The 23957-nt window shown below is 70.7% G+C and carries 16 protein-coding genes; 9 read left to right on the top strand and 7 right to left on the bottom strand.

Annotation, left to right across the window (positions count from 1 at the left end):
- Nucleotides 1-275 precede the first annotated feature (275 nt).
- The gene (gene uvrA, locus ASF39_RS19520) at nt 276-3452 is read right to left on the bottom strand and encodes an excinuclease ABC subunit UvrA (protein ID WP_165700246.1); all 3177 of its coding nucleotides are present in this window, start codon (nt 3450-3452) and stop codon (nt 276-278) included.
- Between the two features lie 491 nt (nt 3453-3943).
- Between uvrA and ASF39_RS19525 the strand changes: the two genes are divergently transcribed.
- Nucleotides 3944-5425, top strand: a complete 1482-nt coding sequence (locus ASF39_RS19525; RefSeq protein ID WP_055883195.1) for a PAS domain-containing methyl-accepting chemotaxis protein — start codon at nt 3944-3946, stop codon at nt 5423-5425.
- A gap of 246 nt (nt 5426-5671) precedes the next feature.
- Entirely contained in the window at nt 5672-7726 is a 2055-nt protein-coding gene (locus ASF39_RS19530; RefSeq protein ID WP_056286934.1) for a nitrate- and nitrite sensing domain-containing protein, read from the top strand.
- 49 nt (nt 7727-7775) lie between these two features.
- On the opposite strand, the gene ASF39_RS19535 is transcribed toward ASF39_RS19530, so the two are convergent.
- Together ASF39_RS19535 and ASF39_RS19540 are read right to left on the bottom strand one after the other, a co-directional pair.
- The gene (locus ASF39_RS19535; RefSeq protein ID WP_056287203.1) at nt 7776-8540 is read right to left on the bottom strand and encodes a Crp/Fnr family transcriptional regulator; all 765 of its coding nucleotides are present in this window, start codon (nt 8538-8540) and stop codon (nt 7776-7778) included.
- A 360-nt stretch (nt 8541-8900) separates the two neighbouring features.
- Entirely contained in the window at nt 8901-9143 is a 243-nt protein-coding gene (locus tag ASF39_RS19540) for a hypothetical protein (RefSeq protein ID WP_055883223.1), read from the bottom strand.
- Nucleotides 9144-9370: 227 nt separating this feature from the next.
- Here ASF39_RS19540 and ASF39_RS19545 point away from each other — a divergent pair, with 227 nt between their 5' ends.
- Nucleotides 9371-9589, top strand: coding sequence for a hypothetical protein (locus ASF39_RS19545; protein ID WP_055883190.1), 219 nt, complete (start codon nt 9371-9373; stop codon nt 9587-9589).
- Between the two features lie 36 nt (nt 9590-9625).
- On the opposite strand, the gene ASF39_RS19550 is transcribed toward ASF39_RS19545, so the two are convergent.
- The 3 genes from ASF39_RS19550 to ASF39_RS19560 all read right to left on the bottom strand — a co-directional run bounded on the left by ASF39_RS19550 (nt 9626) and on the right by ASF39_RS19560 (nt 15630).
- Entirely contained in the window at nt 9626-10666 is a 1041-nt protein-coding gene (locus ASF39_RS19550; protein ID WP_055883188.1) for a hypothetical protein, read from the bottom strand.
- 35 nt (nt 10667-10701) lie between these two features.
- The gene (locus ASF39_RS19555) at nt 10702-13806 is read right to left on the bottom strand and encodes a transglycosylase domain-containing protein (protein ID WP_056286937.1); all 3105 of its coding nucleotides are present in this window, start codon (nt 13804-13806) and stop codon (nt 10702-10704) included.
- A 189-nt stretch (nt 13807-13995) separates the two neighbouring features.
- Complete coding sequence (locus tag ASF39_RS19560; RefSeq protein WP_055883185.1) at nt 13996-15630, bottom strand: AarF/UbiB family protein; 1635 nt, start codon at nt 15628-15630, stop codon at nt 13996-13998.
- Nucleotides 15631-15906: 276 nt separating this feature from the next.
- Between ASF39_RS19560 and ASF39_RS19565 the strand changes: the two genes are divergently transcribed.
- The 4 genes from ASF39_RS19565 (at nt 15907) to gyrB (ending at nt 20645) form a co-directional block, all read left to right on the top strand.
- Complete coding sequence (locus tag ASF39_RS19565; RefSeq protein ID WP_055883183.1) at nt 15907-16551, top strand: MBL fold metallo-hydrolase; 645 nt, start codon at nt 15907-15909, stop codon at nt 16549-16551.
- Nucleotides 16552-16704: 153 nt separating this feature from the next.
- Nucleotides 16705-16974 (top strand): hypothetical protein, encoded by a 270-nt coding sequence (locus ASF39_RS19570; RefSeq protein WP_056286942.1) that lies wholly within the window; start codon nt 16705-16707, stop codon nt 16972-16974.
- An 88-nt stretch (nt 16975-17062) separates the two neighbouring features.
- Nucleotides 17063-18025: an aldo/keto reductase gene (locus ASF39_RS19575; RefSeq protein WP_056286944.1), complete on the top strand. Its 963-nt coding sequence runs from the start codon at nt 17063-17065 to the stop codon at nt 18023-18025.
- Nucleotides 18026-18182: 157 nt separating this feature from the next.
- Complete coding sequence (gene gyrB / locus ASF39_RS19580; RefSeq protein WP_055883177.1) at nt 18183-20645, top strand: DNA topoisomerase (ATP-hydrolyzing) subunit B; 2463 nt, start codon at nt 18183-18185, stop codon at nt 20643-20645.
- Between the two features lie 135 nt (nt 20646-20780).
- Here gyrB and ASF39_RS22490 read toward each other — a convergent pair whose 3' ends face one another.
- Nucleotides 20781-21176 (bottom strand): hypothetical protein, encoded by a 396-nt coding sequence (locus ASF39_RS22490; protein WP_244472482.1) that lies wholly within the window; start codon nt 21174-21176, stop codon nt 20781-20783.
- 281 nt (nt 21177-21457) lie between these two features.
- Here ASF39_RS22490 and ASF39_RS19590 point away from each other — a divergent pair, with 281 nt between their 5' ends.
- The gene (locus ASF39_RS19590) at nt 21458-21832 is read left to right on the top strand and encodes a response regulator (protein WP_055883175.1); all 375 of its coding nucleotides are present in this window, start codon (nt 21458-21460) and stop codon (nt 21830-21832) included.
- Nucleotides 21833-21907: 75 nt separating this feature from the next.
- Entirely contained in the window at nt 21908-23830 is a 1923-nt protein-coding gene (locus ASF39_RS19595) for an AI-2E family transporter (RefSeq protein WP_055883173.1), read from the top strand.
- The last annotated feature ends 127 nt before the right edge of the window (nt 23831-23957 follow it).

A 23957-nucleotide genomic window follows, 5' to 3' on the forward strand; every position in this document is an offset into this window, starting at 1 on the left:
CTGCCTGGAAAGGATTCGTTAAGGTCTTGCCCAAGATCTCGTGACGAAGACCTTGGGTTTGTCCGGGACGCGTCGGCAGAATAACGCAAGACGATCAATCGCTTGATCGGGGGCCTACGGCCGGGACGATTGCGCAATCGCGCGTCGACCGATGCGCAAACCGGCGTCACGGCCTCGCCCGCCCCGACGGTCCGCCGGAGGCCTCCAGCGGGCCCCAAACGGGCAGCGACCGCCCGAATCACGGGCAGGCGCGCCTTTCCGGAGCGACGCCGGCTTCAGCCGCCGCCGGCGGCCCGCGCCTTGGGGATCGGCGGCTTGGGGGACGTCGCCTTGGGGGTCGTCGCCTTGGGGGACGTCGCCTTGGAAGCCGGCGCTCCCAGGGGCCGCCGGGCGAGCACGTCGCGCAGGAAGCGGCCGGTGTGGCTGCCCTTCGCCGCCGCGATCTGCTCGGGCGTGCCCTGCGCCACGACCTCGCCGCCGCCGTCGCCGCCCTCTGGCCCCATGTCGATCACCCAGTCGGCGGTCTTGATGACCTCGAGGTTGTGCTCGATCACCACCACGGTGTTGCCCTGGTCCACGAGTTCGTGGAGCACCTCCATGAGCTTGGCGACGTCGTGGAAGTGCAGGCCGGTGGTGGGCTCGTCGAGGATGTAGAGGGTGCGGCCCGTGGCGCGCTTCGAGAGCTCCTTGGAGAGCTTCACCCGCTGCGCCTCGCCGCCCGACAGGGTGGTGGCCTGCTGGCCGACCTTGACGTAGCCGAGGCCGACGCGGGCCAGCGTCTCCATCTTCTCGCGGATCGAGGGGACGGCCTTGAACAGGTCGGCGGCCTCCTCCACCGTCATGTCGAGGACGTCGGCGATGGAGCGGCCGCGGTACTTCACCTCCAGGGTCTCGCGGTCGTAGCGGCGGCCCTTGCAGACGTCGCAGGTGACGTAGACGTCCGGCAGGAAGTGCATCTCGATCTTGATGACGCCGTCGCCCGAGCAGGCCTCGCAGCGCCCGCCCCTGACGTTGAAGGAGAACCGCCCGGCCTGGTAGCCCCGCGCCTTGGCCTCGGGCAGCGCCGAGAACCAGTCGCGGATCGGGGTGAAGGCGCCGGTGTAGGTGGCCGGGTTGGAGCGCGGGGTGCGCCCGATCGGGGACTGGTCGATGTCGATGACCTTGTCGAGGTGTTCCAGCCCCTCCAGGCGCTCGTGCGGGGCGGGGTGCTCCATCGCCCCGTTCAGGTTCTTGGCTACCGCCTTGTAGAGGGTGTCGATGATCAGGGTCGACTTGCCGCCGCCCGAGACGCCCGAGACGCAGGTGAAGGTGCCCAGCGGAATCTCGACGGTGACGTCCTTGAGGTTGTGGCCGCGTGCGCCGACCAGGGTGAGCTTGCCCTTGGCCCCCTTGCGCCGGGCGGTGGGGGTGCGCACGCTCATTTCGCCGGTCAGGTACTTGGCGGTGAGGGAGGCGGGGTTGGCCAGGACCTCCGCGGGCGTGCCCTGCGCGATGATCCGCCCGCCGTGGATGCCCGCACCGGGCCCGACGTCGACCACGTGGTCGGCCTGCAGGATCGCGTCCTCGTCGTGCTCGACCACGATGACCGAATTGCCCAGGTCCCGCAGGCGCTTGAGGGTGCCGAGCAGGCGCTCGTTGTCGCGCTGGTGCAGGCCGATCGAGGGCTCGTCCAGCACGTAGAGCACACCGGTGAGGCCCGAGCCGATCTGCGAGGCGAGCCGGATGCGCTGGCTCTCGCCGCCCGAGAGCGTGCCCGCCCCGCGCGCCAGGCTGAGGTAGTCGAGCCCGACGTCGATGAGGAAGGTCAGGCGGTCGCGGATCTCCTTGAGGATGCGCGCGGCGATCTCGTTCTGCTTGTCGGTGAGCTGCCCCGAGAGGTCGGAGAACCAGCGGTGGGCCTCGCGCACCGACAGGGCGGTGGCCTGCCCGATGTCCTGCATCGCCACCTTCACCGCCAGGGCCTCGGGCTTGAGGCGCTTGCCGGCGCAGGCCGCGCAGGGCGTCTCGCTCATGAACCGCGAGATGTCCTCGCGGGAGGCGTCGCTCTCGGTCTCCTTGTAGCGGCGCTCCAGGTTGGGGATCACGCCCTCGAACGGCTTGTTGACCGCATAGGCGCGAAGCCCGTCGTTGTAGGAGAACCGGATCGACTCGCGGCCCGAGCCGTAGAGCACCACGGTGCGCGCGCTCTCGGGCAGGTCGGCCCAGGGCACGCCGGTCTTGAAGCCGTAGTGCTGGCTCAGGGCATCGAGGGTCTGGCCGTAATAGGGCGAGGTCGATTTCGCCCAGGGGCCGATGGCGCCGCGCTTGAGGCTCAGGCGCGGATCGGAGATCACGAGTTCGGGGTCGATCCGCATCTCGTGGCCGATGCCGCCGCAGGTCGGGCAGGCACCGAAGGGGTTGTTGAAGGAAAACAGCCTGGGCTCGATCTCCGCGATGGTGAAGCCGGAGACCGGGCAGGCGAAGCGCGAGGAGAAGGTGATCGGCTCGGGGCTTTCGCCCTCGGCCCCGTCTGCGAAGGCCACGAGGGCGATGCCGTCGGCGAGTTCCAGCGCCGTCTCGAAGGATTCCGCCAGCCGCCCGGCGATGTCGGCGCGCACCGCGATGCGGTCCACCACCACGTCGATGTCGTGCTTGAGCTTCTTGTCGAGTTTCGGCGCGTCCTCGATCGGGTAGTATTCGCCGTCGATGCGAAGGCGCTGGAAGCCCTTCTTCTGGAACTCGGCGATCTCCTTGCGGTACTCGCCCTTGCGGCCGCGCACCACGGGGGCGAGCAGGTAGAGCCGGGTCTTCTCGGGCAGCGCCAGCACCCGGTCGACCATCTGGCTGACGGTCTGGCTCTCGATCGGCAGGCCTGTGGCGGGCGAATAGGGGATGCCGACCCGCGCCCACAGGAGGCGCATGTAGTCGTAGATCTCGGTGACGGTCCCCACGGTGGAGCGCGGGTTCTTGGAGGTGGTCTTCTGCTCGATGGAGATCGCCGGCGAGAGCCCGTCGATCTGGTCGACGTCGGGCTTGGCCATCATCTCCAGGAACTGGCGGGCGTAGGCCGAGAGCGACTCGACGTAGCGGCGCTGGCCTTCGGCGTAGATCGTGTCGAAGGCCAGCGACGACTTGCCGGAGCCCGACAGCCCGGTGAAGACCACGAGGCGGTCGCGCGGGATCGTGAGGTCGATGTTCTTGAGGTTGTGCTCGCGCGCGCCGCGCACGGCGATGACCCGGGTGTCGCGCGGACCGTCGAACAGCGCCTCGAGCCGGGCCTCGGCCTGTGCTTCCTCAGCCGCCGGCTCGGCCTTCGCCCGGACGCCCTTGGCGGCGGCGGCCTTCGAAGACGCCGTCTTCGGGGAGACCGGTTTGGGCGGCGCGCTCGCGGCCGGGCTTGTCTCGTCGAGACTGGTCTTGTCGAGACTGGTCTTATTGAGACTGGTCTTGGCGGCGGCTTTGGCTTTGGCCATCGGGTCTCTTCGGAATCACGCGTGGAGCGACCGTGGCGGCACCGGCCGGGCCGAACCCGCGCGGGCCGCGGTCGTTCGGTGGTTGCTATGTCGTCCGGGCGGATCGGATCGGCAAGAGCCCCGGGTCGGCAAGAACCCGAGAGCGGCAAGAGCCCGGGAGTGGCGAGAGCCCGGGACCGGCGAGAGCCCGACACCGGCTCCGGCGCGAGTAGCCGCACCGGCGCGGCGGCTCGTCTCGCACGCGCCACAAGGTTTCGCCCGATGCCGGCCGCCGGCGAAGGATCTGCCTTTGCAGCGCCAAGGCATTCGCGCGGGGGCGGCCCACCCGTTCGAGATACCGATCCGTTTACGGACCGCGCTGCAACGATCTTAACTCAGGATTAAACCCTATGGTGGTATTTTTTCACATCGAATACATGCGTCGGCGGATCTGATCGACGCGGATGCGCGTCGGTCCCGGTCGACACCGGGGCGGGACGCCGGAGGCCATCATGATCGACGTATGGGGCAGATCGTCCTTCGAGCAGAAGGCGACGCTGGCGGCACTCTCCCAGTCCAACGGCATCATCGAGTTCGATCTCGACGGCGTCATCATCACCGCCAACGAGCGGTTCCTGGAGGTGGTCGGCTACGACCTGTCCGAGATCCAGGGCCGGCACCACAGGCTGTTCGTGGAGGCCGACGAACAGGCCGGCGCCGCCTATGCCGACTTCTGGCAGAACCTCCGGTCCGGCCGCTACCAGGCCGCCCAGTACCGGCGCCTGGGCAAGGGCGGCCGCGAGGTGTGGATCGAGGCGTCCTACAACCCGGTCCTCGACCGCTCCGGCCGACCGTTCAAGGTCGTGAAGATCGCCACCGACGTGACCGCCCGCAAGCTCATGGATGCCGATCGCCAGGGTCAGATCGAGGCCATCGGCAAGTCGCAGGCGGTGATCGCGTTCGACCTCGACGGCACCATCCTGGACGCCAACGCCAACTTCCTGTCGACCCTCGGCTTCGACCTGTCGGAGATCGTGGGCCGCCACCACGGCATCTTCGTGGAGCCGGAGGTGCGGGCGGGCGCCGCCTACGGCGAGTTCTGGGCGGCCCTGCGCCGGGGCGTCTACCAGGCCGGCCAGTTCAAGCGCATCGCCAAGGACGGCCGCGCGGTCTGGATCGAGGCCTCCTACAACCCGATCCTGGACGCCAGCGGGCGGCCCTACAAGATCGTCAAGTTCGCGAGCGACGTCACCGCGCAGGTGACGATGCTGATGAAGCTCCAGGCCCTGCTGGAACGGAATTTCGGCGAGATCGACGGGGCCCTGGCCGTGTCGGACCGCGAATCCGCGGCCGCGGCGCAGGCGGCCGGCTCCACCTCCACCAACGTCCAGACCATGGCGGCGGCGGCCGAGGAACTGGCGGCCTCGGTCTGCGAGATCTCGCAGAGCATGTCCAAGTCCCGCCACGCCACGGACGACGCGCAGAACCAGGTCAAGGCCGCCGGCGCCTTCACGCACAGGCTCACCGAGGCGGCCACCGCCATGGGCGGCATCGTCGGCCTGATCCAGACCATCGCCGGCCAGATCAACCTGCTCGCCCTCAACGCCACCATCGAATCCGCCAGGGCGGGGGAGGCCGGCCGGGGCTTCGCGGTGGTGGCCCAGGAGGTCAAGAACCTCGCCAACCAGGCCGCGACGGCGACACAGCGCATCTCCACCGAGATCGACAGCGTCCAGGCGATCTCGCGGCAGGTGGCGGGCTCCCTCGACCGGATCGGCGGCAGCGTCGAGACGATGCGCGACCACGTGATCGCCACCGCCGCGGCGGTGGAGGAACAGAGCGTGGTCACGCAGGACATGTCCTCGAACATGCAGGTCGCCGCCGAGGCCGTGACCGCCATCGCCCGCAACCTCCACGGCATCACGGGCTCCGTCGGCAGTGTCTCGCAGGCGGTGGCGACCACGAAGGACGCCGTGCGCGTCCTGGCCCGATAGGCGTCAGGCGGGGACCTCCACGGGCAGGGGACGGCGGCCGCCACCGCCGGAAACGCATGCCTTGCCGGGCCGCCGGAGATGTCGGCGGGACAGCATGCGCGGCCGATAGACGAGACTTCGCCTCGCAGGCTAAATTTGCGACGAGGATGCGCAAACAAAAGGCAAAGGCCGACCCTTCAACCTTCCCTTTACATGAAGTCCGGCAGGGTGCCCGCAGATCTCTGGTACCTCGAGGCTTGCGGTTCGATGACGTTCGGTGTTTTGCGGTCCCTGCGGTCGCGTATTCTTCTCGTGGCCTTGGCCCCGTGCCTCGCCTTCGCCGTCGTGGCCGGCCTCGCGATCGACGAGCGCGTCGGCCAGCGCACCGAGATGGCGCGGATGGAGGACCTTGTCGGCCTCGCCGCCCGCGTCGGCGCCTTCGTCCACGAGGCCCAGCGCGAGCGCGGTGCATCGAGCCTGTTCCTCGGCTCGAAGGGCACCACCTTCAAGGAGGAGCTCGCCCGCCAGCGCCTCCTCACCGACGCCGGCCGGGAGGCCTTGGGCGAGACCTACGACCGGATGCACGCGGCCGGGTTGGGCACGAGCTTCGAGGGCCGGGGCGAGGCCCTGCGCAAGGGGCTCGGGCAGTTGCCCGCGCATCGCAAGGCGGTCGACGACCTCGCCCGGACGCCGGCCCAGAACTTGGCCGCCTATTCCGGCCTGATCGGTTCGGCCCTCGACCTCGTCCGCGAGATGTCGCAGGTGACGGCCAGCGGCGACATCACCACCCGCGTCTCGGCCTATGCCGCGTTCCTGTCGCTCAAGGAGTTCGCCGGACAGGAGCGCGCCACCGCCGCGGCGATCTTCGGCTCGGGTCGGCTCGACCTCGCCGCCCTCGGACGGATCGCCACCCTCGCGGCCAACCAGTCCACCTACGAAGCGGTCTTCCGCCGTGCCGCGACGCCGGCCCAGCAGGCGATGCTCGACACGGCGCGCGCCGGCGCGGCCTCGCGCGAGGTCGAGCGGCTGCGCGCCGTCATCCTCGACACCGTCCCCGGCCAGCCCCTCGCCTTCACCGACGGACCGGCCTGGTTCCGCCTCGCCTCGGAGCGCATCGACGCCCTCAAGGGCATCGAGGATCGCCTGTCGTCGGATCTCGCGCAGGCGGCCGGAACCGCACGGGCCGCGGCCGGCGACGCCGTCGTCGCCTGGACCGCCGCGAGCCTGGCCACTCTCCTGGCGTCCTGCCTCGTCGCCTTCGCCTTCGGCACCGCCATCGCCCGTCCGCTCTCGCGCATCGCCACCGCCCTGACGGCGATCGGGCGCGACGAGGACGCCGGTGCGCTCCCCGAGGGGGGACCGCGCGAGGTCCGCGCCATCGCCGCCGCCGCGGTGGAGTTCCGCGACAGCCTCGCCGAGGGCCGGGCCAGCCGCAGCCGGGGCGACCGGGCGATGGCCGCGGCCGCCGCGGACCGCCGCGCCGCCATGTTCGCGCTGGCCGACAGCTTCGAGGCGAGAGCCGGCGGCATCGTCGAGGCGGTCTCGGCCTCCTCGACGCAACTCGAATCGGCCGCCCACCACCTGTCCCGTGCGGCCGCCGACACCTCGTCGCTGAGCGAGGCCGTCGCCGTCGCCTCCCGCGAGGCCGCCGCCAGCGCCGATACGGTCGCGGCGGCCACCGAGGAGCTCACCGCCTCGGTGCGCGGGATCGGCGAGCGCGTCGGCGCCTCGGCCGCCGTCGCCGACGAGGCCGAGCGCAACGCCGCCCGGGTCACAGAGGAGGTCAACCGCCTCTCGATGGCCGCCGGCAGCATCGGCCAGATCGTCGGGCTGATCTCCGACATCGCCGGGCAGACCAACCTGCTCGCCCTCAACGCCACCATCGAGGCGGCGCGGGCCGGAGAGGCCGGGCGCGGGTTCGCCGTCGTCGCCGCCGAGGTCAAGAGCCTGGCGAGCCAGACCGCGAAGGCGACGCAGGAGATCGCCGGCAAGGTCTCGGAGATCACCGCCTCCACCGAGTCCTCCGTCGCCGCGATCCGGGGCATCGCCGAGGTGATCCAGCGCATGGGCCTGATCTCCGCCGAGATCGCGGCCTCCGTCGAGGAGCAGGGCGCGGCGACCCTCGAGATCGCCCGCACCACCGCCCAGACCTCGGACGGGACGCGGACGGTCTCCGGCCACATCGCGGGGGTGAGCGAGGCGGCGCTCTCGACCAGCGGCGGCTCGGCGCAGGTGCTCGATGCGGCCAGGGACCTCTCGCGCCAGGCCACGGTGCTGCGCACCGAGGTGGCGGACTTCCTGGCGACGGTGCGCGCCGCCTGACGCGCCAGCGGGCTCGTGCTTGCGGCCGAAGGAAGATGAGCGGCCGGCCTCAGGCCGGCCGGATCGCGCCCTCGTCGGGCGGATCGACCGCCACGAGGCGCCCGGAGGGGCCGTAGACGGCCCCGAGCACGTCCTCGTAGTGCCGGGCCACCATCGCGTGGCAGTCGCAGGCCGCCGCCCGGACCCGTGCCCGGTCGAGGATGGTGATGCGGCCGCGGCCGACCTCGACGAGGCCCCGCTGCTGCAGGGTGCGCAGGACGCGGGTGAGGTAGGTCCGCTGCACCCCGAGCATGGCCGCCAGGAGTTCGTGGGTCACCGGCAGGACCTCGGTGCCGATCCGGTCCTGCAGGGTCAGGAGCCAGCGCAGGCAGCGTTCCTCGATCGGGTGGAGGGCGTTGCAGGCCACCGACTGCAGCACCTGCGCCAGCAGGCAGTCGGCGTAGCGGACGAACAGGTCGGCGAGCGCCGGCGACAGGCGCTTGGCCTCCTGCAGCCGCAGGGCCTCGATCCGCAGGACCGGGCCGCCGATCTGGACCACCGCCGAGGTCGAGGCCGGCAGGCAGCCGTTGCTCACCACCCCGCCGACGGCGCCCTCGCGGCCGATCGTGGCCGCCTCGGCGCTGCGCCCGTCGCGCATGGCGACCAGCAGGGTCGTCACGGTCAGGTCGCAGGGAAACGAGATGACCGACACCGCCTCGCCCGCCGTGAACAGCCGGTCGCCGCGCCGGGTGTGGACGAGCTCCATGTGCGGCGCCAGGCGCGCGCGGTCCGGCGCCTGCAGCGCCCTGAGCAGGAGGTTGCCCTCGAAGGAGATCGCGGGAGCGGGCGCCGCGGCCGGCCGCGACGGGGCGTCTGTCGTGTTCACTGTGCGACCTCGGTGGGGAGCCGTCGCCGATCGTGCCGGCGGCCCACGGCGGCGCTGACCGTAAGCGGGTTCGTGTTGGCAGGCCAACACTTTACCCTGCTGAAGTCCTTGACCCTGCTGAAGTCCTCGGTCTGTCGCAGGCTTTCAAGGCAAACCCGGTGACCGCTTCTGCGAAACCCGCTTCGCATCGGATACCTGCGAAAGCCGACAACCCGCTTGCGGCCCGCCGCCGGAGAGCAGCCCCCACGGAAGCGCGCAGCGGTTTCGCGATGAGGACCAGTGCCGGTAGAGCCCGCCCGGACGCGGCCTTCAGCCCTGGCCGGCCTCCTCGCCCTCGCCGATGCAGTCGAGGGCGCGCTCGACGGCGCTCACGGCGTCGAGCAGGTTCTGCACGGTGCGCTCGACCTCCCGGGTCGGCCGGCCCATGGCGGCGGCCCGCTCGCTCAGCGCCTGGAGCTGGTCGAGGAGGGAAAACAGGTCGTCGGCCACCGCCACGACGTCGCCGCGCGTCGGGGAGGGTTCGGGCCGGCGGAAGGGAACCACGTTGCTCATGACCGTCATCTGCACGCAAACGCGGCCGAAAGGCCAGACGGCGCGGCGGCGGCACGGCCCCAATAGCGGCGTCCTACCCCGGTCTTCTGGTGCCGTGGTCACTTTTTGCGTGGCGCAAGGACATCACTTGGCGGCGAAGCGTCGACGGCCCGTTCATCATGCGCTTGACGGGGGCAGCCCCCGGCAGCACCACGGCTCACGATCCGTCAAGCCGGGAACCCCACGCGATGCGCCTGCCCCACCTCGTCCTCGCCGTCGTCCTCTGCGGCGGGCTCGGCGCCTGCAACACGGACACCGGTCCCAACGGCCGCAGCGCCCTGTCGGAGACCTTCGACACCGGCAACTACCGCCAGTCGAGCAACACCAACGGCACCCAGACCCGCCGCGACGTGAACCGCCAGTACACGGCCCCGTCGCTGCCCTCAATCATGTTCCGAGGCAACTGAGGCCGTTCACCGCTTGGCCATCGACCGCTTGGCCATTCACCGCTTGGCCATCGCGTCGGCGAAGGCGGCGAGGCGGTTGCGGGCGTAGACCGGCAGGCCGGCGCTGATCGAGGTGCCGGTGTTGAAGGACGAATTGCCCATCAGCACCTGGGCCGGCAGCAGGTTCTTGAGGACCGGCACGCGGGCGTACTCCTGCTTGCGGTCGAGCACGTCCGCCTTGATCGCCAGCGCCATGTAGGTGGTGACGACGCTCTTGGCGGGATCGCCCGGCAGTGGCTGGACCACCGCCAGGAACTTGCCGAAGCGCAGGATCTGGTTGACCCAGAAGATCGTCTGTTCGAGCCCGCCGGCCACCGGCGTCTCGATGCCTGTCAACGTCGAAAGACCCGCGGCCTCGGCGGCAGGAAGGGTGCGCAGCTCGCTCTGGAACGAGACGAATTCGGCGACCTTCTTGGCCGCCCCTTCCTCGAGCTTGTTGGCGAGCTTGACGCCCAGGGGCAGCTTGCCCTCCAGGTCGTAGCGCGACTCGATGCAGACGGTGCCCGGCGCGCACCACGGCCGGTCGGGGCGCTTCGCGAAGGCGGCGGCCGGGTCCTTGGTCGGGGTCACGTCGGCGGGGTCGAGCGCCTTGTGCTTGATCACCGGGTCCATCGTCGCGACGAAGGGCAGGGTGGCGTAGGCCGAGAGGTCGATGGCCTCGGGCGCCTTGGGCAGCACGAAGCGCCCCTGCGCCACGTAGACCTTGAGGGTCTCGTGGCGGGGTTTCGCGACGCCGTTGACGGTGACCGTGTAGTCGGGCTCGGCGTAGGCCGGGTAGGGGGCCAGCGCCGCGCGCTCGGCCGGCCGGCTCTTGCCCCAGTCGAGGTAGGGCACGAGCCCGCTCTCGGGGTTCGAGGGGTTGTCGCGGTGGTCCGTGAACAGGATCGTGCCCGGCTTCAGGCCGGCCAATCCCGCCGGGGTGATCGCCGGCACGTCCTTGATCCGTTCGGAGAGGGCGGCCGGGGTTTGGGCTTCGGCGACGGCCGGGGCCGCCAGGCTCAGGCCGAGGAGAAGGGTCGCGGCAAGCTGCGTCTGCACGTCGGGCGCCTCGGATGTCGGGATCGGTGGGGGGCTCAGTAGCGCGGGTCGTCGCCGAAGAGATAGTCGGGATCGCGGCGGCGCGGGCGCGGATAGGCGTCGTCCTCGCCGAAGGGCGAGCGGCTGGCGCCGGGCCAGGGCTGGTAGGTCTCGGGCTGGCGGTTGCGCAGGGGCGTGCCGCGGCCCCCGAAGGGATCGAGGGGATCGACCTCGGCGCGCCGGCGCCGGCGTAAGGTTTCGAGCACCTCCTGGTCCGGGTCGGTGCCGGCATCGGCGCTGCCGTCGACCCCTTCGAGGTCGCCGTCCTCGGCGTCGGGGCGCATGGCGGTGCGGGTCTCGCCGGGCAGCAGCCGGTAGCGGGTCTCGGCCATGCGCCCGTCCTTGAGGCGGAAATGCTCCATGAAGCCGCCCTCGGCGGTGGGCGCGCCGCTGCGCGCGTCGATCGGCAGGTCGACGAGGAGGTTTCGCGATTCCGCGGTCGGCGGCGCCAGCGGGGTCTTGGCCACGCCGTTGGCCCAGGCCGCCTGGAACAGGCTGCCGGCGATGGGCACGGCGACATGGCCGCCGGTCTGGCCGCGCCCCAGCGTCCGCCGGGTGCCGTCGGCGTTGTCGTAGCCGACCCAGACCACCACGGTGATCTCGTTGGAGAAGCCCGCGAACCAGGCGTCGTTCTCGTTCTCGGAGGTGCCGGTCTTGCCCGCGACATAGGCGGAGACGCGGGCGAGCGCGGCGGCGGTGCCGTGATGGGTCACCCCCTGCAGCATGGTCTTGAGCTGGTAGAAGGCGACCGCGTCGGCCGAGCCGATCCGCACCGGGGCGCGGGTGCCGCGCTGGTAGATCGCCTTGCCGTCGCGCTCCACCGCCTCCAGCACGTGGGGGGCGGGGCGCGCACCCTCGTTGGCGATGGCCGCATAGAAGGCGGCCAGATCGAGCATCCGCACCGGCTGCGAGCCGAGCACGAAGGGATAGTAGCGCTCGCACTCGGCGTAGAGTTGCGCCTCCAGCGCCAGGTCGCAGATCCGCTGGAGGCTCGCCGGTGCCGTCGGGGCGATGCCGCCCTGGAGCAGGCGGGCGGTGACGAGGTTCTTCGAGAACTCGAGGCCCCGGCGCAGGGTGATCGCGCCCGAGCCGCCGCCGTCGTAGTTCTTGGGGCTCCAGGAATCGCCGGCCCCGCCGATGGGCGGCAGCGTCACGGGGGAATCGAGCACCAGGGTGTTGGGCTGCAGGCCCGCGTTGAGCGCGGCGAGATAGGTGAGGGGCTTCAAGGTCGAGCCCGGCTGGCGCACGGTCTGCGTCACCCGGTTGAGCTGGCTGACCGGGTAGGAGAAGCCCCCGGCCATGGCCAGGATCGCGCCCGTGCGGTTCTCGATGACCACCGCCGCGCCCTGGACCGCCGGGCGCACCCGGATCTCGGCGCGCAGGGTCTTGGCCTTGGCGTCGCGCAGCTTCACCCGCACCACATCGTAGGTCTGGAGGCGGCCCCGCGCCGGGCCGGGGTCGAGGCTGGCGGTGCGGCCGTCGGCGAGGCCGACCCTCACCGCCCCGCCCCTGGCGTCGAGCACCACCGCCAGCGGCCAGTGGACGTCGTAGAGCACCGGCCGGGCCGCTTCGAGGGCGCGCCGCCAGGTGGGTTTTTCGAGCAGGGGCTTGTCCGTCGTCGGCTTGTCAGCCGTCTTGGCGCGCGCGACCGGTTTGGCCTCGACGGACTCGGTCGCCTTGGGCGCCGGCGGCGTCATCGCCGCCGCCTTGGCGTCGCCGCCCACGAGCAGGGGAACGCCGTTGACCAGCGCCGGCGAGGCGGCCGCGGCCTTCTGCGGCTCCGCGGCCGCCGGCGGAACCGTCACCGGGCCGCCCTCGAGCTTGCGGATCGCCTCGGCGAGGCTGAACTCCGGCCCCTCGTAGGTCTGGCGCCCGGTGGCGCGCTCGTAGGTGGAAAGCCCGTCCTGCAGGGCGGTCTCGGTGGCGCGCTGCAGCCCGGCGTTGAGGGTCGAGCGCAGGGTGTAGGAGGCCGCCGTCAGGGATTCGAGGCCCGCGAAGGTGCGCGCCTCGCGGGCGAGGTGATCGACCACGTAGAACCCGGTATCGCGCCGGCTCGCCTCGCCGGAGACGAGGCCCAGCGGCGCGTTGGCGGCCTGGGCCAGCTCCGCCTCGGTGATCGTGCCCTCGTCCTTCATCCGGGCGAGCACGTAGGCCCGCCGTTCGCGGGCGCGCTCGGGGTATTTGTCGGGGCTGTAGAAGTTCGGGCCCTTGGGCATGCCCGCCAGCAGCGCCGCCTCGGTGAGGGTCAGCGCGCCCACCGATTTGCCGAAGTAGCTGCGCGCCGCCATCTCGATGCCGTAGGCGCCGCGCCCGAGGTAGATCGCGTTGAGGTAGAGCCCGAGGATCTCGGACTTCGACAGGATGCGCTCCAGGCGCGCCGCCACGATCATCTCGCGGATCTTGCGCTCGTAGGTGACGTCGTCGCCCACCATCAGGTTCTTGACCACCTGCTGGGTGATGGTGGAGCCGCCCGCCGGCCGACCCGGCGAGGCGAGGTTGCCGATGAAGGCGCGGATGACGCCGCGCTCGTCGATGCCCCGGTGCGTCTCGAACCTCTTGTCCTCGGCCGCGACGAACGCCTTTTGGACCATGACGGGCACCGTGGCGATCGGCACCACCAGGCGCCGGCCGTTGGGCTCGAAGGTCTCCGAGAAGCGCTTGCCCGCCCGGTCGAGGATGAGGCTCACGCCCGGGAGCTTGGGGTCCTTCCAGGTCTCGGCCGCCGGCAGGTCGGCGGCGGCCTTGTTGTAGAACGCGATCACCTCGCTCGCCTCGAAGGGCGAATCCTTCGGGGTCTCGCCCTTGCAGAACTGGCGGTAGCTGACGTTGAGCTCGCCGATGTCGAGCCCGTGCAGGAGCTTGGGCGCACCCGCCCCCGCCACCGCGGTGGGGTCCTCCATGGCGGTGGAGATGAGGTCGTCGAGGTTGATGTCCTCGATGTCGAAGGCTTTTCGCATGTGGGCGCAACCGTCGCGCAGGATCTGCACCACCTGCGGCCCGTCGGTGGCCGGATCGAACTGCGTCTTCACCGCGTCCGGCCGGGTCGTCACCTGACTGAGCGTCAGGGCCGTCGCGAACAGCTTGATCAGGATGATATTCATCGAGCGGCGGGCACCGGGGCGGATGGACGGGACGTGCGGACTGAGCGGGCGTCCCTCCTCCCCATTGCGGGGAGGGACGCCGATCGCGCTCGACGGACCCCGCACCCGCGAGCACGAGGTGCGCGAGCGTCAGGGCCGTCGAGCCTCAAGAAGGCCTGACAACGCGGCTGTATTGTGGAGGCCGCCCGCCTACTTGTTCCGCCCGAGCAACACCAGCCACCCGATCCCGATCACGAACACGCCCAACCCCACCGTGACGAAGGCCGGGGTGCCCAGATCCATGAAGCGCGGGGCGAGCTGCGTCGCGAAGGCGGCCACGATCAGGGCCACGGCGACGCGGGCGGCGGCCCGCTCGATGCCGCGGGTGAGCTTGTCGATGCCCTTCACCTCGATCTCGACGGTGACGCGGCCCTGCTTGAGGCGCACCAGCATCAGGTGGATCAGGGTCGGCAGCTCGGAGGCCGCGCCGAACAGGCCGGCGCCCACCGCCTCGACCTTGCGGGTCAGCCCCTTGATCGAGAACTGCGAGGCGAGCTTGCTCTTCACGGTGGGGCCGGCGGCGGTGAAGAGGTCGAACTTCGGGTCGAGCTGGCGCATCACGCCGTCGGCCGTCACCAGGCCCTTGAACAGGATGGCGAGGTCGGTGGGCATGGCCAGATCGTTCTCGCGGGCCATGGTCATGAAGTCGGTGAGCAGGTCGCCGAAGTTGAGGGCCGCCCCGGCATGGCGGTTGATGAAGGCCTGCGAGGAGGCCTCGAGCTTGGTCAGGTCCGGGTTGCTCGCCCCGGTCCAGTCGAGGAGCACCGCCATCAGCCCGTCGGCGTCCTCCTTGAGCATGGCGCCGATCAGCATCAGGAGCTGGGTGCGGCGGCGCTCGGACAGCCGGCCGATGATGCCGAAGTCGATGAAGCCGATGCGGTCGCCGCTCATCGCCAGCATGTTGCCGGGGTGCGGATCGGCGTGGAACACGCCCTCGATCAGGGCCATCTGCAGGAAGGCGTCGGTGCCCTTCTGGGCCAGCAGCACCTTGTCGATCCCGGCCGCGTCGAGGCGGGCATGGTCGTTGGGCGGGATGCCGTGGATGAACTCCTGCACGAGGACGCGCTCGGAGGTCCATTCCCAGTGGATCTTGGGCACCACGATGTCGTCGCGCTCGGAGAAGATCGCCGCGATGGTCTCGCAGTTGCGCGCCTCGTTGACGAGGTCGAGCTCGCCGTAGAGGCCGCCGGCCAGGTGGCGCATCTGCTCCTGGGGCTGGTAGCGCCCGAACTCCGGCCATTCGGCCACGACGATGCGGGTGGCGTGCGCCAGCAGGCGCAGGTCCGCCTCGATGATCTTGCGCAGGCCCGGCCGCAGCACCTTCACCACCACGTCCTCGCCGGTGTGGAGGCGGGCGCGGTAGACCTGGGCGATGGAGGCGGAGGCGAGCGGCGTCGTGTCGAACTCGGCGAAGACCTCCTCGGGGGTGCCCCCGAGGTCGGCCTCCAGCTGCGGCCGGATGCGCTCCCACGGGACCGGCGCCACCTGGCTGTGCAGCTTGGCCAGCTCGTCGGTCCACTCCGGGGTGAGCAGGTCGGGCCGGCTCGCCAGGATCTGCCCGAGCTTGACGAAGGTCGGCCCCAGGGTCTCGATCGCCCGGCGCACCCGCTGGGGCTGCGACAGGCGGGTGATGTCCACCCGCGGCGCCCTGCGCTTGGCCAGCCGCGCCACATGGGCGATGCCGAGGCGGTCCACCACCTTGTTGACGCCGTACCCGACCAGCACGGCCGTGATCTCGCCCAGGCGCTGACGGTCCCGGGCGGCGACGAAGGCGGTTCTCAGCATGACGACAAGGGGCTACCCCGGCTGGCGTTTTCGGATGGACGGGCGGACGAAGGGGCACGGGGGATCGCCGGGTCACCGGACGGATCGGCCGTATCCGCTCGATCAGCGCCCGCTAACCGCCGGGCGAGGCCGAAGTTTGGCGGGCCGCGGTTTTTGCGTGCCCCGGCGACGTCGCACCCGTGCCGGGGCCGACCCCCGTGTGACAGGTCGCGCAAGGACGCTTAGACCGTCGGGCATCCGCGCCGACGGGCGCCTCGATGGAGCAAAGCGGTCCCGATGCCAGGCACGCCCCGCGCCGGAATCATCCCGGTGACACCCTTCCAGCAGAACTGCACCCTGATCTGGTCCGACGAGACCAAGGTCGGCGCCGTGGTCGACCCTGGCGGCGACCTCGACCGGATCGTGGCGGCCATCGCCGCCCAGGGCATCACGATCGAGAAGATCCTGCTCACCCACGGCCACATCGACCACGCCGGCGGCGCCGACGAGCTGCGCGAGCGACTGGCGGTGCCGATCGAGGGCCCGCACGAGGCCGACCGCTACCTCCTCGACAGCCTGCCCGCCACGGGCGCCAACTACGGCCTCGAGGGCGCCCGCGCCGTGACACCGGACCGCTGGCTGGCGGACGGGGACCTGGTCACGGTGGGCGAGCTCGCCTTCGACATCCTCCACGCGCCGGGCCATTCGCCGGGCAGCGTCGTGTTCGTGAGCCGGGACGCCCGCTTCGCGCTGGTGGGCGACGTGGTGTTCAAGGGCTCGGTCGGCCGCACCGACCTGCCCGGCGGCAGCCACGACCAGCTCATCCGCGCCATCAAGGAGAAGGTGCTGCCGCTGGGCGACGACATCGCCTTCATTCCCGGCCACGGCCCCACGAGCACCCTGGGCGAGGAGCGGCTGACGAACCCGTTCCTGCAGGATTGAGCCGCTCCGATCGGCCTGCAGCGATTCCGGCACCGTGGTGGCGGTGCATCGGAAAGGGTGGTCGGAGGGTTGCCCCTTGCCACTCGTCCGGCCACCCGCTCATATCGTGGGACCGGTCGTCGTGTGACCGGTTCGTCTGAAGGAAGGCCGTCGATGGCAGAGGTTGCGCCATTTGATCTCGAGGAGCAGCGCGCCAGGATCGAGCGCTCGCACGAGGAAACTCGGAAATTCGTCGCCGAGCAGCACAAGCTGATTGCCGAGCAAGGCAAACTCGTCTCGGAGCAGAGCAAGCTCGCGGCAGAAGCGTCGAAGCTTGGCCGGGACCGAATGCTCGCATCTTGGCAGATCGCGTTGTCCGGCATGGCTGCGGGGGCCGCGTTTTTCGGAGCCGGCGCCGCTTTCATCAAAGTTCTTGGGTCGTGACGAAAACCGCGTTGTGACGGCTGGTGCGGGAGGTTCGGTCATGCCTGACACGTCGATATCAGCGATCACCGCTTTGTAGAGGATCAGCATGCAGGCGAGACAGATCGGCCGCTCCGGCCTCCTCGTGGCGCCGCTCTGCCTCGGGGGCAACGTGTTCGGCTGGACCGCCGACGAGGCGACCTCCTTCGCCATCCTCGACCGGTTCGTCGAGGCCGGGCTGAACTTCGTCGACACGGCCGACGTCTATTCGCGCTGGGCCTCCGGCCACGAGGGCGGCGAATCCGAGACGGTGATCGGCAACTGGTTCAAGCGGAGCGGCCACCGCGACAAGGTCGTGCTGGCGACCAAGGTCGGGATGGACATGGGCCCCGACGGCAAAGGCCTGTCCGCCGCCCATATCGAGCGGGCGGCGGAGGCCTCCCTGCGCCGTCTCCGGACCGACCGGATCGACCTCTACCAGTCGCATGCCGACAACCACGCCACCCCGATCGAGGAGACGCTGCGGGCCTACGAACGGCTGATCGAGGCCGGCAAGGTCCGGGCGATCGGCGCCTCGAACTACTCGGCCGCCCGCCTGCGCAGCGCCCTCGACATCGCCAAGCGCGAGGGCCTGGCGCGCTACGAATGCCTGCAGCCCGACTACAGCCTGGCCGAACGGGCCGGCTACGAATCCGAGCTCGAACCCCTGTGCCGGCGCCAGAACCTCGGGGTGATCGGCTACTTCTCCCTGGCCGCGGGGTTCCTCACCGGCAAGTACCGCTCGGAGCATGCCGCGGAAGGGCGCGCACGCGGCGGCAACGTCCAGAAATACCTCACCCCGCGCGGTTTCGCGCTCCTCGACGTCCTCGATGCGGTGGCCGCCGAGCACGACGCCACCCCCGCGCAGGTGGCGCTCGCCTGGCTGATCGCCCGCCCGGGGGTGACCGCCCCCATCGCCAGCGCCACCTCGGTCGCGCAGCTGGACGAGCTGATCGGCGCGGTCTCCCTGACCCTGTCGCCCTCGGGGCGCGACAGGCTCAACGCGGCCAGCGCCGGCGGCGTCAGGGCCTGAGCCGCCCCCTCGGGGCCGCCCACAGCCACGCTGCCCGAGAACGATGCATTTACAAGGGATGCCGCCTATATAACGCAGGCCGACGAATCGCAGGCGCGCCCATGGCCGGAGCCGGGGCACGACAACCGAGCAAAGACCCGCCTGCCCGAGGAACTTCATGTCCGACACGCACGACGACGACGTCTCCCGCAACCTTGCGGCCACGGCCTATGGCGCGGAATCCATCAGGGTGCTCAAGGGCCTCGATGCGGTGCGCAAGCGGCCGGGCATGTACATCGGCGACACCGACGACGGATCGGGCCTCCACCACATGGTCTACGAGGTGGTGGACAACGCCATCGACGAGGCGCTCGCGGGCCACGCGGACCTCGTCACCGTCACCCTCAACCCCGACGGCTCGGTGACCGTCTCCGACAACGGCCGCGGCATTCCCACCGACATCCACAAGGAGGAGGGGGTCTCGGCGGCCGAGGTCATCATGACCCAGCTCCACGCCGGGGGTAAGTTCGACCAGAATTCCTACAAGGTCTCCGGCGGCCTGCACGGGGTCGGCGTCTCGGTGGTCAACGCCCTGTCGCAGTGGCTGCGCCTGCGCATCTGGCGCGGCGGCAAGGAGCACGCGATGGAGTTCCGCCACGGCGACGCGGTCTCGCCGCTGGTGATCGTCGGCGAGGGCAACGGCCGACGCGGCACCGAGGTGTCGTTCCTGCCCTCCACCGACACCTTCACGATGATCGAGTTCGACTACGGGACGCTGGAGAAGCGCCTGCGCGAGCTCGCCTTCCTCAATTCGGGCGTGCGCATCGTGCTCACCGACGCGCGCCACGCCGAGCACAAGCGCGAGGAACTCTACTACGAGGGCGGCATCGAGGCCTTCGTGCGCTACCTCGACCGCTCGCGCAAACCCATCGAGGGCATGACGAAGCCGGTGATGGTGCGGGCCGTGCGCGACGACATCCGCGTCGAGGTCGCCCTGTGGTGGAACGACTCGTTCAACGAGACGGTGCTGCCCTTCACCAACAACATCCCGCAGCGCGACGGCGGCACCCACATGGCGGGGTTCCGCGCGGCGCTGACCCGGCAGATCACCGGCTATTCGGAATCGTCCGGCATCGCCAAGCGCGAGAAGATCTCGCTCACCGGCGAGGACTGCCGCGAAGGGCTGACCGCCGTGATCTCGGTGCAGGTGCCCGATCCCAAGTTCTCGTCGCAGACCAAGGACAAGCTCGTCTCCTCCGAGGTCCGCCCGGCGGTGGAGAACGTCCTCAACGAGGGCCTTTCCAACTGGCTGGAGGAGAACCCGGCGCTGGCCCGCTCGGTGATGGCCAAGGTCATCATGGCGGCCTCCGCCCGGGAGGCGGCGCGCAAGGCCCGCGAGACGGTGACGCGCAAGGGCGTCCTCGACATCGCCTCGCTGCCCGGCAAGCTCGCCGATTGCCAGGAGCGCGACCCCAGCAAGTGCGAGATCCTGCTGGTGGAGGGCGATTCCGCCGGCGGCTCGGCCAAGCAGGGCCGTGACCGCCATTTCCAGGCGGTGCTGCCCTTGCGCGGCAAGATCCTCAACGTCGAACGGGTGCGGGCCGACCGCATGCTGTCCTCGGCCGAGATCGGCACGCTGATCACCGCGCTGGGCGCGGGCATCGGGCGCTCCTCCACCGACCGGGAGGGCTTCAACCCGGACAAGCTGCGCTACCACCGCATCATCATCATGACCGATGCCGACGTCGACGGCTCCCACATCCGCACCCTGCTCCTGACCTTCTTCTTCCGGCAGATGCCGGAGGTGATCGAGCGCGGCCACCTCTACATCGCCCAGCCGCCCCTCTACAAAGCCGCCAAGGGCAAGTCGGCGATCTACCTCAAGGACGAGCGCGCGCTGGAGGACTACCTCATCGACGCGGGCGTCGACGGCGCCGTGCTGCGGCTCGCCTCGGGCACCGAGTTCGGCGGCGCGCAGCTCAAGGCCCTGGTGGAGGAGGCGCGCCAGTTCCGCGGCCTGATGCAGGCCCTCCACACCCGCTACGACCGGGCCGTGGTCGAGCAGGCCCTGATCGCGGGCGCCTTCCGCCCCGATGTCGCCGAGGACGGCGCGCAGGCCGGCCGCCACGCGGCGACCATCGCCGAACGCATGGACCGGATCGCCGACGACATCGAGCGCGGCTGGGAGGGCGGCGCGGAGGAGGGCGGCTACGTCCTGTCGCGCACCCTGCGCGGCGTGCGCCAGGTGGCCAGCCTCGACGCCACCCTGATCGGATCGCAGGAGGCCCGCCGCCTCGCCGACCGGGCCGAGGCCCTGCGCGAGATCTACGACGAGCCCGTCACCTACGCCCGCAAGGGCGACGAGACGGTGCTGCACGGCCCCGTCGGCCTGTTCGAGGCGGTGATGGCGTTCGGCCGCAAGGGCCTGCAGCTACAGCGCTACAAGGGCCTGGGCGAGATGACCGCCCAGCAGCTGTGGGAGACGACCCTGGACCGTGACGTGCGCTCGCTGCTGCAGGTCCGCGTCAAGGACACCCAGGACGCCGACGACCTCTTCGTGAAGCTGATGGGCGACGTGGTCGAGCCGCGCCGGGAGTTCATCCAGGACAACGCGCTCAGCGTCGCCAACCTCGACGTGTGAGATGGTTTCCGCTTGGATCAAGCGGGACCCGTATCACCGAGCCCGCGCGGCGCATGAGCGAAGCCCATTTCCGCATCACGAAGTGATCAACGGGAAATGGTATGATCCCGGCGGCGAAGGGCAGGAGGGTCGGTCTTACCGGCGGGGCTTCTGCATCGGCACGACCGTGCTCCCGGGCGCACCTGCGGTCTTGGGAGCGCCCGTAGTCTTGGGAGCGCTCGTAGTCTTGGGAGCGCCCTTATTCTTGGATGCGCTCGTGTTCTTGGACGCGGCCACGGTCTTCGGCTTGCCGAACGGCTTGAGCGGGCCCTGCGGGTCCAGGGCGGCCCGGGCGAGGTCCTGGGGGCGCGGCGCACCGTTCGCGATGCGCCTGAGGGCGTCGGCCATCTCCTCGATCATCTGGGCCGATTCCCCCTCCAGGGTCTCCTCCGCCCTGATGCCGTTGAGCTCCGGGGCGATCTCCTCGGCCGCTTCGCGCAGCTCGGCGACGAGTTCGGCGGCGGAATAGCGAGGGGGAGGGGTCTGGGCCATGCCCGGACCATGGCAGGCGCAGGGTCGCCCGACAATCCGACGCCGCGGCGACTCCGAGCCGGCATGGCCCGAAAACGGCCCGCGACAAGACCTGCCGACTTGCGTGGCAGGCCCGCGTCAGTATGGGAACCGTGGGAGAGGCCGCTCGCTTAAAGAACGGGCTGCTGCGTTGCAAAACGACGGAGTTCGCGACGGCCGTCGGTCCCCGGATCGCCACGGGACCGATTTTCGCATCTCCCTCGCCGACCCGAAGCTTCACATGTGCCGGACAGGACGACACCATGGTCAAGATACTGCTCGTCGAGGACCATGAAGAGATCTGGGACTTCCTGTCCCGGCGGCTGAAGCGGCGCGGCTACGACGTCATGCTCGCCCACGACGGCGAGGCCGGCATCCAGCAGGCCCGCTCCGGCCGCCCCGACGTCATCCTGCTCGACATGAACCTGCCGATCCTCGACGGCTGGTCGGCGGCCCGCGCGCTGAAGTCGGGCGCCGACACGCAGCGCATCCCGATCATCGCGCTCACCGCCCACGCCATGTCGGGGGATCGCGACAAGGCGATCCAGGCCGGCTGCAACGACTACCACCCCAAGCCCGTGGATTTTTCCAAGCTGCTGACCCAGATCAACGCCGCGGTCGCCGCACCGGCCGACTGATCGCACCGCAGCTTTCCCCGGCGTCCCGTCCGACGACGAGACGCCCGTCGCTCCCCAGGACGAGACGTCATCTTCATGAGCGACGACCCGATCACCGCCCGCCTCCTGCGGCAGGCGATGCCGATCTTCACGGCGCTGGCCTCGTGCCTCCTCGTGATGACCATCGCCGCGGCCCTGTCGCTGGGCCGCGAGATCTTCGTGCCGGTGATCCTGGCGATCCTGCTCAGCTTCGTCCTGGTGCCGGCGGTGCGGCTGCTGCGCCGCCTGCGCACGCCGCGGGTGGCGGCCGTGCTGGCGGTCGTCCTCGTCGCCTTCGGCTCGCTGCTCGGGGTGACCCTGCTCATCGTCAACGAGGCCGCCAACCTCGCCTCCGAGCTGCCGCGCTACCAGATCACCATGCGCGAGAAGATCGCCGCCCTGAAGGAGGCGACCGCGGGCAGCGGCACGCTCTCGCGCATGCTCGACATGGTGCAGGAGATCGGCACCGAACTGCAGCCCGAGCTGAAGGAGCAGCCCGTGACCGGGGAGGCGGGCACCCTCGAGCGGCCGCTCCACGTCCAGATCGCGGCGGAGAAGGGCGGGTTGCTCGGCACCCTGCGCACCGTGGCCGAGCCGATCCTTCACCCGCTGGCGACCACGGGCCTGATCCTGATCTTCACCATCTTCATCCTCCTGCAGCGGGAGGACCTGCGCAACCGCGCGATCCGGCTGGCCGGCTCGAACGACCTGCGCCGCACCACCGCGGCCATCGACGACGCGGTCGGCCGCCTCAGCCGGTTCTTCCTCGCCCAGCTCGTGCTCAACGTCGCCTTCGGCATCGTCATCGGAGTCGGTCTGTGGCTGATCGGCGTGCCCAACCCGATCCTGTTCGGGTCGCTGGCGGCGATCCTGCGGTTCGTGCCCTACGTCGGCGCGGTGATCAGCGCGGTCCTGCCCCTGGTGGTGGCCGCCGCCGTCGATCCCGGCTGGACCATGGTGGTGGCGGTCGCCGTCTTGTTCGTGGTTGTGGAGCCGATCGCCGGCCACGTGATCGAGCCGCTGCTCTACGGCCATTCCACCGGGCTCTCGCCCATCGCGGTGATCCTGGCGGCGACGATCTGGGCCTTCCTGTGGGGGCCGATCGGCCTCGTGCTCGCCACCCCGATCACGGTCTGCCTCGTGGTACTGGGGCGGCATATCGACGGGTTCTGGTTCCTCGACGTGATCCTGGGCGACCAGCCGGCGCTGTCGCCGCCTGAGATCTTCTACCAGCGCATGCTGGCCGGCGACCCGGCCGAGGCGATCGACCAGGGGCGGATGTTCCTCAAGGCGCGGGCGCTCGTCACCTACTACGACGAGGTGGCGCTCGCCGGCCTGCGGCTGGCGCAGGAGGACCTGGCGCGCGGGACCCTCGACTGGGAGCGCCAGGACGAGGTCGGCGCGGCCATGCGCACGGTGGTCGGGCAACTGGGCGGGTTGCTCAATCTTCGCGCCAAGCCGCGCGATCCCCGCCGGCTCAAGGACAGGCTCGGCAACCGCGAGGCCGCCGCGGCCGTAGCGGCGGTGGGGGCCGACCGCGCCGCGGCCACCGTCGTCCTCGGCTCGGACGATCTCCTGCCGGCCTGGCGCGGCCCGGCCCCGGTGCTGTGCATCTCCAGCCGCGGCCCCTTCGACGAGGCGGCGACCCTGATGCTGAGCCAGATCCTCGGCCAGCACGGCCTGGCCTCGCAGGTCGTCTCGCTCGCCGCCCTGCGCAAGGGCGAACGGCCGCCGGTGAGCGAGGGCATCGCGCTCGTCTGCTTCTCCTACCTCGAGCCGATCAGCCTCTCGCAGATCCGCCTCGACGTGCGCCAGGCCCGCATCGCGCTTCCCGGCGTGAAGGTGCTGGTGGGGTTCTGGCGCGAGCGCGACCCCTCCTCGATCGAGCGCCTGCGCCGGACGATCTCGGCCGACGTGCTCGTCACCACCCTGAACGGGGCGCTGGACGCGGCGCTGGGGTTTTCGCGCAAGGTCTCGTGAGGGAGGCATCCGCCTCGACGCGCGTCCCTCGCCCTTGCGGGGAGGGACGCGCGTGTGGGGGTGATCCCGCCGGCCTCGACGGGCTGAGGGTCAACACCGCCACACCCACCTCCGGCTCCTCCCCGCA

It is taken from the genome of Methylobacterium sp. Leaf108 (assembly GCF_001423265.1).
Classification (GTDB): domain Bacteria; phylum Pseudomonadota; class Alphaproteobacteria; order Rhizobiales; family Beijerinckiaceae; genus Methylobacterium.

Excerpts from the sequence above, each read along its gene's own strand:
- uvrA (WP_165700246.1), bottom strand. The coding sequence starts at position 3,452 with ATGGCCAAAGCCAAAGCCGCCGCCAAGACCAGTCTCAATAAGACCAGT.
- ASF39_RS19525 (WP_055883195.1), top strand. The coding sequence starts at position 3,944 with ATGATCGACGTATGGGGCAGATCGTCCTTCGAGCAGAAGGCGACGCTG.
- ASF39_RS19530 (WP_056286934.1), top strand. The coding sequence starts at position 5,672 with ATGACGTTCGGTGTTTTGCGGTCCCTGCGGTCGCGTATTCTTCTCGTG.
- ASF39_RS19540 (WP_055883223.1), bottom strand. The coding sequence starts at position 9,143 with ATGAGCAACGTGGTTCCCTTCCGCCGGCCCGAACCCTCCCCGACGCGC.
- ASF39_RS19545 (WP_055883190.1), top strand. The coding sequence starts at position 9,371 with ATGCGCCTGCCCCACCTCGTCCTCGCCGTCGTCCTCTGCGGCGGGCTC.
- ASF39_RS19555 (WP_056286937.1), bottom strand. The coding sequence starts at position 13,806 with ATGAATATCATCCTGATCAAGCTGTTCGCGACGGCCCTGACGCTCAGT.
- ASF39_RS19560 (WP_055883185.1), bottom strand. The coding sequence starts at position 15,630 with ATGCTGAGAACCGCCTTCGTCGCCGCCCGGGACCGTCAGCGCCTGGGC.
- ASF39_RS19565 (WP_055883183.1), top strand. The coding sequence starts at position 15,907 with ATGCCAGGCACGCCCCGCGCCGGAATCATCCCGGTGACACCCTTCCAG.
- ASF39_RS19570 (WP_056286942.1), top strand. The coding sequence starts at position 16,705 with ATGGCAGAGGTTGCGCCATTTGATCTCGAGGAGCAGCGCGCCAGGATC.
- ASF39_RS19575 (WP_056286944.1), top strand. The coding sequence starts at position 17,063 with ATGCAGGCGAGACAGATCGGCCGCTCCGGCCTCCTCGTGGCGCCGCTC.
- gyrB (WP_055883177.1), top strand. The coding sequence starts at position 18,183 with ATGTCCGACACGCACGACGACGACGTCTCCCGCAACCTTGCGGCCACG.
- ASF39_RS22490 (WP_244472482.1), bottom strand. The coding sequence starts at position 21,176 with ATGGCCCAGACCCCTCCCCCTCGCTATTCCGCCGCCGAACTCGTCGCC.
- ASF39_RS19590 (WP_055883175.1), top strand. The coding sequence starts at position 21,458 with ATGGTCAAGATACTGCTCGTCGAGGACCATGAAGAGATCTGGGACTTC.
- ASF39_RS19595 (WP_055883173.1), top strand. The coding sequence starts at position 21,908 with ATGAGCGACGACCCGATCACCGCCCGCCTCCTGCGGCAGGCGATGCCG.